The organism is Shewanella carassii (genome assembly GCF_002777975.1).
In the GTDB taxonomy this organism is placed as follows: Bacteria; Pseudomonadota; Gammaproteobacteria; order Enterobacterales; family Shewanellaceae; genus Shewanella; species Shewanella carassii.
The window spans coordinates 55688-67831 of sequence record NZ_NGVS01000033.1; the positions used below are offsets into that span (position 1 = coordinate 55688).

Below are 12144 nucleotides of genomic sequence, written 5' to 3' on the forward strand. Positions count from 1 at the left end.
TATACTTCGCAAAAATAATCAAACTGGCACCCAAGTCAGGACTCAGTGACTCTACCCAGTGCGCTTTCCAAAACCCGGCAGCCCACACCCCATTATGGGGTCTTGACGGTGAGGCCCGTCGCTTTTCCAGGAAAGCTTTTACCAGTGTTGTAAACGGCTTAAGGCGACTTTCATGTTAGAACTGTTAGAACCTATCGCTATTTTCACTCATGTCGCCCGTGCCGGCAGCTTCAGTGCCGCGGCGCGTAGGCTTGGAATATCCAAATCCAAGGTCAGTACCCAGGTTGCCGATCTTGAACATAAACTCGGGATCCAGTTGATCCAGCGAACGACCCGTAGCTTAAGCCTCACCGAAGCCGGTAATCTGCTGTATGTGCAGGGGGAAGAACTGCTCCGGGATGCGGATCAGGCGGTGGCCAGTGTGCACAACCTCAATGATGCCACCCGAGGCGTGCTCAAGGTAGGTATCTCCCAGTCATTCGGCACCATGCATATTATTCCGGCATTGCCCGAGTTTATGACCCGTCATCCGGATCTCGAGCTGCAGGTGAGCCTGTTGGACCATAAGGTTGATGTGGTCAGTGAAGGCCTGGATCTGCTGCTGACCATGTCAGAGCAACTGCCTCTGGGGATGGTGGCCCGCCCGCTGATGAAGTGTCAGTTCCTGCTGGTGGCATCCCCCGGGTATGTTGCAGCTCACGGTATGCCGGCCCGGCCGGAGCAGCTGGTGGAGCACAACTGTTTGGTTTACCACGGTGAATGGCATGAGCACAGCGTCTGGCAATTCAAGAAGGGCGATGACTACTGTGAGATAGGGGTTTCGGGTAATTTCAGAGTCGACAATGCGCCGGCGCTCAAGTCTGCTGCTGTCAGTGGGCTTGGGGTGGTTTATCTCGCCAGCTATCTGCTGGAAGATGAAATAGAAAAAGGTACTTTGGTGCCCCTACTTCCCGATTGGCAACTGACTCATCATCTGCCGCTGCAGGCGGTTTATCCCAGACGTAAACACTTGGCCCCCAAGGTGAGTGCCTTTATCGAGTTCATCAAGGATCATATAGGTACGCCACCTTATTGGGACAAAAAATATGCAGATCTGTTTGCCCAACGCCAGGAAAAATAAAGAAATATCGTTCTTATAATAGAACAATGAAAAACACTCAAGTTCCGCTTGAGTGTTTTTTGTTTATATATCATATGGATGTTGGGGTTTTATTGGTTTTTTAACCGCTTTATTGTTTGATGGCCTTTAAAGATTTTTTAATAACTCAGTTGCAGTCTGTTCTGAAATCAATACAATGATTGCAGTTGATTCGGGTGGAACTAACATACGGGTGTGCCGCGGGACTGACCCCTCCTGCTGTAGACTGCTTGGTTCAGCACAGAGTGTTAAGCCCTTATCAATGCCGACCCAGGTTTTCGAACTAAAACAATGTCGGCCTTAAAACCATCATCCTGATTTTGGTTTACCCCGGCCCAGGTGGCCGGGGTATTTTTATGTCTGTTTTCAGGACGGAATCAAGCGCATAAAAAGCCGCTCACGGGAGCGGCAGTTGATTCAGTTTCAAGCCTGGCTTTGCGCGGCTACCCAGTCTTTTACCTCCTGCTCCAGTACATTCAGCGGCAAGGGGCCGTTTTTCAAGACCAGAGTGTGGAAGGCGCGAATGTCGAAACGCTCACCCAGCGCCTCCTTGGCGTAGGTTCTAAGCGCAAGTATCTTGTTCATCCCCACCTTGTAAGCGGTTGCCTGCGAGGGCATAACTATGTGCCGCTCAACCATTTTTACTGCGTCAGATTCGGCATTGGGAGTGTTATCCATGTAATAGGCTATGGCTTGCTCTCGAGTCCATTTCTTGGCATGGATCCCGGTATCTACCACCAAACGGCAGGAGCGCCATAGTTCCATCGCTAATCTGCCAAAGTCTGAGTAGGGATCGCTGTAAAGCCCCATCTCCTTGGGGAAGTACTCACTGTAAAGGCCCCAGCCCTCGATATAAGCCGTGTAAGAGCCGAAGCGACGGAAGCTGGGAAGTCCTTCCAGTTCCTGGGCTATGGCTATCTGCATGTGATGCCCGGGGAGCCCTTCATGGTAGGCCAGTGCCTCCATTTGGTATTTGGGCATAGCCATTATGTCATAGAGGTTGGCATAGTAAGTTCCCGGGCGACTGCCATCGGCCGAGGGCTGGTTGTAGAAAGCCTTGCCGGCAGACTTCTCCCTGAAGGCTTCCACCTGTTTGACTATCAAAGGCGCTTTGGGTTTTACCTTGAATACTTCATCTAGGCGCGAGTTCATGTTATCGATAAGGGCGGTGGCCTCTCTCAGGTAGGCCCGGCGGCCGGCGTCATTGTCCGGGAAGTAGAAGCCCTCATTCTGGCGCATAAACTCGAAGAAGGCTTTGAGATCGCCCTTGAAGCCAACTTTGTCCATGATGGCGCGCATTTCGCCGTGGATCCTGGCGACCTCGTCCAGTCCTAATTGATGAATGGTATCGGCGCTCATCTCTGTGGTGGTGGTATTGGCCAGGGCATTGTTATAGAAGGCGCTGCCGCTCGGGAATTTCCAGACTCCATCTCTGCTGTCGGCCCGTTTTTCCAAGGTTTCGAGATAGGCAATCAGCTTTTGGTAAGCTGGCCTCAATTGTTCTTTGAGGGCTATGGCGGCTTGATCCAGCAGTTTGTCTTGGGTGTCTTCATCCAGCTTGATTTTTGCCAACTTGCCCTTGAAGTCGGCCCAGATGGCGCTGTCCGGCTCACCATCAAACGGCGCGCCATGAATAATATTGCGACTGTCTGAAAGCACATAGGGGAATACGAACTTGGGGGCGATTATGCCTTCCTCGGCGCGAACCTCGAGGGCGGTGATCAGCTGCTCGAACAGCTCAGGAACTCCGGCTATACGGCTGATATAGGCGCGGGCATCGGCTTCGTCGGCTATCGAGTGTTGGTTTATCAACAATGAAGGCACCAGCGAGTGGATGCCGTACATCTGGTTGACCGGGTAGTTGTAGTGGCGGAACTTATCATCGCGGATCTGGCGTTGCAGCTTGGCGGTCAACAGCTCCAGGCTCAACTTGCTCTGTGGGTCCAACTTTGTCGGATCCAGTAGTGACAGACGCTCAAGCTGCTGTTTGGCGCGAGCAAGCGCGGCATCATCGGCCGCATCTCCCAGCGAGTCCCACTTGCCGTAATCTGTTTTGATACCAAGAAAGGTCTGCCGCACCGGGCTGGCGGCGACATCCTCGTTGAAGATGGCTTCAAACAGGGCGTTGGCTTTGGCGGATTCGGCTTTGATGACCTCAGGAGCCAGGTTTGATGCTTGGTTACTCTGCCCTGAGACGGAGGCTTGGGCGAGAAGGGGATAACTGCTGCTTAAAACGGCGCCAAGGGCCAGCGTCAACAGACTTTTTCTTATGGTTATAGGCATGGACAACTTCCTTTTTGCTTGGCAATGGCAGGCCGGATGACGATGGCCCGAGTCAGGAAAGACGCACAGAAACCGCGACTGCTATGGCTCATTTGCGTCTAAAGAAGTTCATCCTAATGAAGTTGAGTAATTAAGTATTGGCGTAAATGTTAGAAAATATTTCCTCTTGCTGCTTTCGCTTTGGCAGCAGCAAGAGGAGGCTAATAAGAGATGGAGTTAACAAAACTGCGATAGCAGATCGTTGACGAACATATGTCCCTTGTTGGAGAGCGTCCAGTAGCCGGGAGTGATCTCTACCAGCCCGCGCTCGGCAGCCTGCTGCATGCCTTTATCCAGGGTGTTGGCCGCAACGCCGGTGCGCGCTTCAAATTCGCTCCAGGGGATGGGGCTCATCAGTCGCAGCCTGTTCATCAGGTACTCCAGCGCCCTGTCTTTGGGCAGTACATCACTTACCTCAAATAGATAATCCTCTGTGGCCAAATAGCCCTTTGGATGTTTTATCTTTACCGTGCGTACTATGCGGTCCTGCTCCGGTAGCGTCAGCTTGCCGTGGGCGCCGCAACCAATTCCCAGATAATCACCGAATTCCCAATAGTTGAGGTTATGGCGGCACTGAAAACCGGGTTTGGCGTAGGCGGATATTTCATACTGCTGGTAGCCAAGGGCTGCAAGTCTTTGCTGGCCCTGTTCATAGATGTGCCAAAGCGCTTCATCGTCCGGCAGCTGCGGCGGGCGTGAATGAAACAGGGTATTGGGCTCTATGGTGAGCTGATACCAGGACAGGTGCGGAGGATTGAGCGCCGCCGCCGTGTCGATATCGGCCATGGCCTCTTCAAAGCTCTGGTTCGGCAGACCGTGCATCAGATCCAGGTTAAAGCTCTGGTATCCGGCTGCGGCAACGCCTTTGGCGGCGTTGACTGCTTCATCCTTGCCGTGAATTCGCCCCAGCAGGTTGAGCTTGTCTTTGGCAAAGCTCTGCACACCGATGGAGAGGCGAGTGACACCTGCGGCGCGGTAAGCGCTGAAGTCATCATGTTCCAGAGTGCCTGGGTTGGCCTCCATGGTGATCTCTATGTCATCGGTAAAGGCAATGCGCCGGTTCACGCCTTGCAGCAGCCTGCCTATCTGGGCAGCATCGAACAGAGAGGGGGTGCCGCCACCGATAAAGATGCTGTGCAGTTGCCGGCCTTGAACATAGTGCAGGTCGGCGTCGAGATCGCCAAGCAGGGCATCGACATATTCTTGCTGCGGCAGCTCACCCTGTTTTCCGTGAGAGTTAAAATCACAGTAAGGGCATTTCTGCACACACCAGGGAATATGAATATAGAGACTCAGCGGTGGCAGCGTCAGCATCAGCCGAGGATCCCCTGTTGTTTGAAGGCTTCAAGCAGCAATTTCAGCGCCTTGCCTCTGTGGCTGAGGTGGTTCTTTTCATCACTGCTGAGCTCGGCGGCAGTTTGCTGGTAACCACAGGGAATGAATACGGGATCATAACCATGGCCGTTGTTGCCCTTGGGTTCAAAACCTATTTCCCCTTCCCAAGCGGCCTGGCAGATGATGGGAGTCGGATCCTTGGCATGACGCATATACACAAGCACGCACTGGAAACGGGCGGTACGGGGGGCTGGCGTTGCCTCTATGGCGCCAAGCAGCTTGTTGTAGTTACCTTCATCCGAGGCGTTGGTGCCACTGTAACGGGCGGAATAGATGCCGGGAGCGCCGTCCAGAGCATCAACTTCGAGGCCGGAGTCATCGGCGATAGCGGGCAAGCCGGTGATTTCGGCGGCATGGCGCGCCTTGATAATGGCATTTTCAACAAAAGTGGTGCCGGTTTCTGCCACTTCAGGCACGTCGAATTGGTTTTGTGGCAACACCTCAATATTGAAGGCGCTGAACATCTCGGCGAATTCTTTGAGTTTTCCCTTGTTGCCACTGGCAAGCACTATCTGTTTCATCTTGGATTTTCCTTATTTCGCAATGCCAGCAATAGTACCATTTTGCAAAAGAGTTTACTCACTCAGCGACAATGAAAAGGCGTGAAAACAAGTAGAGCAGTGGAAGGTTTATCGGTAGCAATCGACATTGGTCTAGGCCAATCTGGTGTGAGCCCGAATGGCCAATGTCGCTTCTTTAAGCCGGCGGTCAATAGCCACTCGGGGCGGCCATAAAAAAACGCCGCTTATTCGGCGGCGCTCTATTGACGGAATGTACCGCTCAATCGACGTAGAATTTCTGTTTGAAGGTCAGAGTGGTGTTGAGCTCGTTGCCGTGTTTGATCAGGATTTGAAAGTTAATCTCCTGATCGTCGCGATAGGGCACCTCGGCAATATAGTAGATGGCATCACCCTCGCGAATTTCGCGGAATTTCAACTGCATTCTGGCATCGATAAGATTGTTGGCCAGGCCGGATATCTCGACCGGTACTGCCGGATTGCCCTCTTCACTGGTATCCAGTACGGCGATATTGATGATACCCGTATAACGGCTGCGTTCTATGCCATAGTTCTTGGCGATGGATGGGGTCAAAAAGGTGCTGCCCAGCGCCATATAGTGGATATCGAAATGGCCGACGGCCTGCTTCTGTTCGGCCTGAGCGACACCGGCCAGAGAGCCGAGGCACAAAAGCAGGGTCAAAAATTTGCGCAACATAATGCTTTACCTGAGGTTAAGTGTGTTGAATTGATTATAGTCCCTTGTCTGCTGCCATGGCATCAGAGCAAGGCCTCGATTTCAGTGGGCAGTATTTTGGGCGCTTCAATACGCACCTGCTTATGGCGGCCCAGCTCTCCCTTGACTATGACTATCTGCCCCTTGGGCACCTTGAAGGCCTTGGACAGATACTTGGTCAGGTGGGCGTTGGCCTTGCCGTCCACAGGTGGCGCGGTAATGGCCACCTTGAACTCTTCACCATGCAGGCCAACCAGTTGATCCCGGCTGGCCTTGGGCTGGATATAGAGATTGAGCAGCAGATCCTGCTGCTCCCAGCTAACAGCTTTCATCAGGCAATGGCCCAGAAAGGAATTGTCTTGGCCAGCAGTATGTTAATGAAATTCATCAACACCATCAGCACCAGCAGCGACAAGTCCAGCCCGCCCATGGGCGGCAGGAAGCGGCGAATAGGCGCCAGCAGTGGCTCGGTCAACTGCATCATCACATACTCAATCGGATTGCGGCCCTGGCTGACCCAACTGAGGATGGCGCGGATGATCAGGATCCAGAACAGCAATACCCCAGCCTTTTTAAACAAGGACACCAGCGCAAACATCAAGGTGGCAACCAGGTTGAACTCCTGGCCCGCCATCAGGGTCAGCAAGAGTATTTTGACCACCACCACCAGCAGAGCCAGCACCACAGAGGCCGTATCCAGACTGCCTATGGAGGGCAGTATCCGCCGCATGGGCGCCACAATCGGGTGGGTGGCCTTGACGATAAACTGGCTGAAGGGGTTATAAAAATCTGCCCGCACCAACTGCAGCCAGATCCTCAGTATGACTACCATAAAATAGAGGTCGAATACGACTGTAATCAGGTAAATCAATGCGTCATTCATGAAAAGTTTCGCTCTTGGGTCGTTTAGAATTCTTTGGCCATGGCTTCAGCCCTGGCAATACAGTTGTTCATTGCTTGCTTGATCAGTCCCTTGAGATCACCCTGTTGGAAGGTTTCCACCGCTTCATGGGTGGTACCGCCCTTGGAGGTGACATTCTGCCGCAGTTGGCCGGCGCTCAGCTGAGGATTTTGAATCACCATCTGTGAGGCACCCAGCGCCGCCTGCTGCACCAGTAACCTGGCCTTGGATTCATCTAGCCCCAGTTCTTTGGCCGCATCCATCATGCCTTCCATAAACAGGAAAAAATAGGCCGGAGAGCTGCCTGCCAAGGCGATCACCAAATTGAGATCCGCTTCTTTGTCTACCCACAGGGTCTCGCCGCCACTGGCCATAATCTGCTGACAAAGATCTTTATCCGCCTGCTCAACCCCACTTGCGGCATAAAGGCCTGTCATGCCACAGCCAAGTTGGGTTGGGGTGTTGGGCATAGTGCGGATAAGCTTAATCTGTTGGCCGAAGTAGTCATTGTATCTGGCGGCCGGGATCCCTGCCGCTATGGTAATAAACAGCTTATCGGCCAGCGGCAGTGTTGCCAGTTGCTCACACACCTGTTGCATCAGTTGCGGTTTGACCGACAGCACTATGATATCGGCCCAGTCACAGGCGGCTTGGTTGTCTGTGGTGGTGAGGATGCCAAAATCGCACTTGAGGGCATCGAGTTTAGCTGTACTTGGGTTGCTGGCCTGGATCAATTCAGCCGGATAACCGCTGCCCACCAGCCCGCTGATGATACTGCGGCTCATATTGCCGGCGCCGATAAAACAGATTTTCTTTTGAGCCATGCTGTCCCCTGTCACTTGTGATTGGAGTGTATCCCGCATCGGCTTTGACCGTGCGGGAGATATTAGTATTTGGGCCAATACTATCAAAAACAAGGTCTCAGCGGCCAATCTCAGATCTTATTGGCTGGTTTATCAGCCGTAGTTACGCTCGCCGAAAATAGCGCTGCCGACTCTGACCATGGTAGAGCCCTTGGCGATGGCGAGCTCAAGATCCTGACTCATACCCATGGACAGGGTATCTACCTGTGGAAACTTGAGCTTCAGTTCGGCAAACAGTTGCTGCATGTGCGACAGCTCCGCCTCAAGCCTTGGACCTTCACCGGCACTGGGAATTGTCATCAGTCCCCTGAGTTTGAGGTTGGGCAATGAGTCCACCAGGCTCGCCAGCTCAAACATTTCGCTCTGTGTTGCTATTCCTGCTTTGGAACTCTCACCCGAAACATTGATTTGAATGCAGATTTCCAGTGGAGGCATGCCTTCAGGGCGCTGCTCCGACAGGCGGCGGGCGATCTTTTCCCGCTCCAGGGTGTGCATCCAATGGAAGTGCTCGGCGACAATTCTTGATTTATTGGATTGCAACGGGCCGATAAAGTGCCATTCTATATCGGGACAGCGCTGTGCCAATTCCATGGCTTTCAGTTGCCCCTCCTGGACATAGTTTTCGCCAAAGCAACGTTGCCCGGCGGCATAAGCTTGTTCAATGTCGGCGACCGGTTTGGTCTTGCTGACAGCCAGCAGCTTGATCTCGCTTGCATTTCGGGACGAAATTTGCGCCGCTTGAGCTATCCTGCGCTGGGCTAGTGCCAGTCTGTCTGCTATTGTTGTCATGATGTAAACTTTTTGGTTGAACGGATATCCCAAACTATGGAAATCACTGAATTATTGGCCTTTAGTGTAAAGCATAACGCTTCGGATCTGCACCTTTCGGCCGGTGTACCTCCCATGATACGCGTCGATGGCGAGGTCAGAAAGATTAATGTCCCTGCGCTTGATCACCAAGGGGTTCACAGACTTGTCTACGACATAATGAATGACAAGCAGCGTAAGGATTATGAAGAGTTTCTGGAAATCGACTTTTCCTTTGAAGTTCCCAATCTGGCGCGTTTTCGTGTCAATGCCTTCAATCAGTCCCGCGGCGCCGCCGCGGTTTTTCGTACTATTCCCAGCGACATTTTGACTTTGGAGCAACTGGGCGCGCCGGAAATCTTCAAGAAAATCGCTTCATATCCTCGCGGCTTGGTGCTGGTAACCGGCCCGACAGGTTCGGGTAAGAGTACCACCCTGGCGGCGATGATAGATTACGTCAATGAGAACCGCCACGATCATATTCTCACCATCGAAGACCCTATCGAATTCGTGCACCAAAACAAGCAATGCCTTATCAACCAGCGGGAAGTGCACCGCCATACCCACAGCTTTAACGCCGCCCTCAGAAGCGCCCTGCGTGAAGACCCGGATGTCATCCTGGTCGGTGAGATGCGGGATTTGGAAACCATACGCCTGGCGATGACAGCAGCAGAAACCGGCCACCTGGTGTTCGGTACCTTGCACACCACCTCGGCGGCCAAGACCATTGACCGTGTGGTTGACGTATTCCCCGCAGGCGAGAAGGACATGGTGCGTACCATGTTGTCTGAGTCGTTGCAGGCGGTTATCTCCCAGACCCTGATCAAGAAAGTTGGCGGCGGCCGGGTGGCGGCCCATGAGATCATGATGGGAACCCCGGCTATCCGTAACCTTATCCGTGAGGACAAGGTGGCACAGATGTATTCTGCTATCCAAACCGGTATGGCTCATGGCATGCAAACCTTGGAGCAGAGCCTGCAGAACCTGGTGAATCGCGGCTTGATCAGTCGGGAGGATGCCATGGCCAAGAGTTCCAACAAACAAGCGAATTTCTAAGGAGTCCCCATGGACGTCAGACCTTTTCTCAAGGCTATGGTGGAGCGCAAGGCCTCGGATCTCTTTATTACCGCCGCCTTTCCTCCCAGTGCCAAGGTGGACGGTGAACTCAGACCCTTGGCGGAAAACGCCTTTACCCCGGCGCAGTCGCTGGAGTTTGTCGAATCTTTGATGACGCCGGAGCAGAAAAAAGAGTTTCACGAGACCCGTGAATGTAACTTTGCCGTGGGCGCCAAGGAGCTGGGGCGTTTCCGGGTCAGTGCCTTCTGGCAACGGGAGTCGGCGGGCTGCGTGATGCGGCGCATCGAAACCAAGATCCCTACTGTGGAGCAGCTGTATCTGCCGCCCATCCTCAAAGACTTGGTGATGAGCAAGCGTGGGTTGGTGATTATGGTAGGGGGAACAGGTACGGGTAAGTCCACCTCACTGGCGGCACTTATCGGTTACCGTAATGCCAATGCCAGGGGACACATACTCACCATCGAAGATCCGGTGGAATTTGTTCACCAACACGGCAAGAGCATTATCACCCAGCGGGAAGTGGGTATAGATACCGAGTCGTTTGATGCGGCGCTCAAGAGCTCATTGCGCCAGGCGCCGGACGTTATCCTTATCGGTGAGATCCGTACCCAGGAAACCATGGAGTTTGCCCTGTCGTTCGCAGAAACCGGCCACTTGTGTATGGCAACCCTGCACGCCAACAACGCCAACCAGGCGCTGGATCGCATCATGCACCTGGTGCCAGAGAGTAAGCACCAACAACTGCTGTTTGACCTGTCGCTTAACTTGCGCGGTATTGTGGCCCAGCAGCTGGTGCCCAAGGTGGACGGCAGCGGTCGGCGCGCCGCCATCGAAGTGTTGATTAACACTCCCAGGGTGGCCAGTCTTATTCAAAAGAACGAGCTGCACGTGCTTAAAGAGACCATGGCCAAGTCCAACGAGCAGGGGATGCAAACCTTCGATCAGGCGCTGTTCAAGCTCTACTGTGAAGGGGAGATCAGTTACGCCGATGCACTGCATCATGCCGACTCGCCGAACGACCTGCGACTGATGATTAAACTCCACAGCAACGACACAGGTAATTCAGGTTTCATGGAGGGGGTCACCCTGGATATGGATTAATAGGTTGATACAGTTTTCAGTAGGATTTTAACTACTCTACTTGGATGAAAGGGCGTCACTCTGACGCCCTTTGTGTTGATATTGAGTGGATTGTTCGAAAAGTGGTGGCGGTTTTGTTATTGTGTTGCGCCTGTTTTGTGAAAGGATGAAAGGGGAATGCAATTGCAGCAAACCACTTTATTTTCAGTTTTGGGGCTGGCGCTGGCCGGTTGTTTCTCTCTGCCGGCCGCGGCCGTGCCGGTTTCCGACGAGCTGGATATCGGCGGAGCGGTACGAGTCAACTATGGCTGGAAAGACTATGATGACGATGCCAAGTTAGAGTTCGAGCTGTTTCGTGCCGATGTCAAATACGATAACGGAGAACTGTTTGCATCGGCTCAGTATCGTTGGTATCAGGATCAGGATGTGATCCAGCATGCCTTCTTTGGCTATCGTTTTTCAGAAAACTCGGACATTCGCCTCGGGGTCACCCAGGTGCCTTTCGGTTTGCTGCCCTATGCGGCTCATTCCTTCTGGTTCGGCGCGACTTATTATCTCGGCTTTGAAGACGACTATGATGCCGGTATTCACTGGCAGTACAACAAGGACGGCTGGCGCTACGATCTCGCCTGGTTTGCCAATGATGAATATGGCGACGGTAGCCGCTTCAAGCGCTATTCCTTCGATGTCGCCACCACAGAAAACGCCCCCTATGAAGAGGCAGGGCAGTTTAACGCCAGGGTAGAGCGCAGCCTGAAGTATGGCGAGTTTGCCCATAAACTGGGCGCCTCTGTGCAATACAGCCGTTTGGACTACAAGCCAATGGCCGGCGCCGTTGCCGGTGAAGACTCTGATGGCCTGGCGGTAGCCGCCCATTGGCAAATGGATTGGCATGCCTGGCAGACTCAGGTGCAGTATCTGCATTATGACTATGACATGCCCGGCGAGCGTCTGGCGCTGTCGGCTTTTGCCTATCCGTTTGAGATAGCGGCCGAGGCTGATGTGCTCACATTTAACCTGTCGCGCAGCATAGACGTTGATTGGGGCCCTATTACTCAGCTCAACTGTTATAACGACTACAGCCAGGTATTTGCTTCGGGGACCGGGTTGGATGACTCGGTGCAGAATGTCACAGGGTGTGCCATCAGTGCCGGTAAGTTCTACTCCTACGTGGACTGGATCGCCGGTAAAAACATGTGGTTTGTCAACGGCCCCGGCATAGGTATTGCCGAAGGCGACAGCAGCTGGCATTCAAGGCTGAATATCAATGTCGGCTTCTATTTTTAACGGCTGAAGCTAAACTGCTGTAGAGTGCAAACAAGAGATCA

At 53.2% G+C, this 12144-nt stretch carries 12 protein-coding genes; 4 read left to right on the forward strand and 8 right to left on the reverse strand.

The features are described 5' to 3' along the window. Positions 1-172: 172 nt before the first annotated feature. Positions 173-1120 carry a LysR family transcriptional regulator gene (locus tag CBE72_RS16440; RefSeq protein ID WP_039034912.1) on the forward strand — a complete coding sequence of 316 codons (948 nt, stop codon included), beginning with the start codon at positions 173-175 and terminating at the stop codon, positions 1118-1120. A 441-nt stretch (positions 1121-1561) separates the two neighbouring features. On the opposite strand, the gene CBE72_RS16445 is transcribed toward CBE72_RS16440, so the two are convergent. The 8 genes from CBE72_RS16445 to CBE72_RS16480 form a co-directional block, all read right to left on the reverse strand. Then, complete coding sequence (locus tag CBE72_RS16445; RefSeq protein WP_100145111.1) at positions 1562-3421, reverse strand: DUF885 domain-containing protein; 1860 nt, start codon at positions 3419-3421, stop codon at positions 1562-1564. A gap of 216 nt (positions 3422-3637) precedes the next feature. Then, entirely contained in the window at positions 3638-4774 is a 1137-nt protein-coding gene (hemW, locus tag CBE72_RS16450) for a radical SAM family heme chaperone HemW (protein WP_100145113.1), read from the reverse strand. After that, positions 4774-5376 carry an RdgB/HAM1 family non-canonical purine NTP pyrophosphatase gene (gene rdgB / locus CBE72_RS16455; protein WP_039034909.1) on the reverse strand — a complete coding sequence of 201 codons (603 nt, stop codon included), beginning with the start codon at positions 5374-5376 and terminating at the stop codon, positions 4774-4776. The genes hemW and rdgB overlap by 1 nt, the downstream gene beginning before the upstream one ends. 259 nt (positions 5377-5635) lie before the next feature. Next, positions 5636-6070: a DUF4426 domain-containing protein gene (locus CBE72_RS16460; protein ID WP_039034908.1), complete on the reverse strand. Its 435-nt coding sequence runs from the start codon at positions 6068-6070 to the stop codon at positions 5636-5638. Between the two features lie 62 nt (positions 6071-6132). Next, positions 6133-6420: a DUF167 family protein YggU gene (gene yggU / locus CBE72_RS16465; protein WP_100145115.1), complete on the reverse strand. Its 288-nt coding sequence runs from the start codon at positions 6418-6420 to the stop codon at positions 6133-6135. Next, entirely contained in the window at positions 6420-6971 is a 552-nt protein-coding gene (locus CBE72_RS16470) for a YggT family protein (protein WP_039034907.1), read from the reverse strand. Before CBE72_RS16470 ends, yggU begins: the two co-directional genes overlap by 1 nt. A gap of 23 nt (positions 6972-6994) precedes the next feature. After that, entirely contained in the window at positions 6995-7813 is an 819-nt protein-coding gene (gene proC / locus CBE72_RS16475; RefSeq protein WP_100145117.1) for a pyrroline-5-carboxylate reductase, read from the reverse strand. Between the two features lie 132 nt (positions 7814-7945). Beyond that, positions 7946-8641 (reverse strand): YggS family pyridoxal phosphate-dependent enzyme, encoded by a 696-nt coding sequence (locus CBE72_RS16480; RefSeq protein ID WP_100145119.1) that lies wholly within the window; start codon positions 8639-8641, stop codon positions 7946-7948. Between the two features lie 36 nt (positions 8642-8677). On the opposite strand from CBE72_RS16480, the gene CBE72_RS16485 reads away from it, so the two are divergent. From CBE72_RS16485 to CBE72_RS16495, 3 genes are all read left to right on the forward strand, one after another. Next, positions 8678-9715: a type IV pilus twitching motility protein PilT gene (locus CBE72_RS16485; protein ID WP_025009461.1), complete on the forward strand. Its 1038-nt coding sequence runs from the start codon at positions 8678-8680 to the stop codon at positions 9713-9715. Between the two features lie 9 nt (positions 9716-9724). Further along, complete coding sequence (locus tag CBE72_RS16490) at positions 9725-10837, forward strand: PilT/PilU family type 4a pilus ATPase (protein ID WP_039034904.1); 1113 nt, start codon at positions 9725-9727, stop codon at positions 10835-10837. A gap of 156 nt (positions 10838-10993) precedes the next feature. Then, on the forward strand, positions 10994-12103 hold the full coding sequence (locus CBE72_RS16495) for a hypothetical protein (RefSeq protein WP_100145121.1): 1110 nt from the start codon (positions 10994-10996) through the stop codon (positions 12101-12103). Positions 12104-12144: the final 41 nt, after the last annotated feature.

Coding starts and splice junctions, on each gene's coding strand:
- CBE72_RS16440 (WP_039034912.1), top strand. CDS start 173: ATGTTAGAACTGTTAGAACCTATCGCTATTTTCACTCATGTCGCCCGT.
- CBE72_RS16445 (WP_100145111.1), bottom strand. CDS start 3,421: ATGCCTATAACCATAAGAAAAAGTCTGTTGACGCTGGCCCTTGGCGCC.
- hemW (WP_100145113.1), bottom strand. CDS start 4,774: ATGCTGACGCTGCCACCGCTGAGTCTCTATATTCATATTCCCTGGTGT.
- rdgB (WP_039034909.1), bottom strand. CDS start 5,376: ATGAAACAGATAGTGCTTGCCAGTGGCAACAAGGGAAAACTCAAAGAA.
- CBE72_RS16460 (WP_039034908.1), bottom strand. CDS start 6,070: ATGTTGCGCAAATTTTTGACCCTGCTTTTGTGCCTCGGCTCTCTGGCC.
- yggU (WP_100145115.1), bottom strand. CDS start 6,420: ATGAAAGCTGTTAGCTGGGAGCAGCAGGATCTGCTGCTCAATCTCTAT.
- CBE72_RS16470 (WP_039034907.1), bottom strand. CDS start 6,971: ATGAATGACGCATTGATTTACCTGATTACAGTCGTATTCGACCTCTAT.
- proC (WP_100145117.1), bottom strand. CDS start 7,813: ATGGCTCAAAAGAAAATCTGTTTTATCGGCGCCGGCAATATGAGCCGC.
- CBE72_RS16480 (WP_100145119.1), bottom strand. CDS start 8,641: ATGACAACAATAGCAGACAGACTGGCACTAGCCCAGCGCAGGATAGCT.
- CBE72_RS16485 (WP_025009461.1), top strand. CDS start 8,678: ATGGAAATCACTGAATTATTGGCCTTTAGTGTAAAGCATAACGCTTCG.
- CBE72_RS16490 (WP_039034904.1), top strand. CDS start 9,725: ATGGACGTCAGACCTTTTCTCAAGGCTATGGTGGAGCGCAAGGCCTCG.
- CBE72_RS16495 (WP_100145121.1), top strand. CDS start 10,994: ATGCAATTGCAGCAAACCACTTTATTTTCAGTTTTGGGGCTGGCGCTG.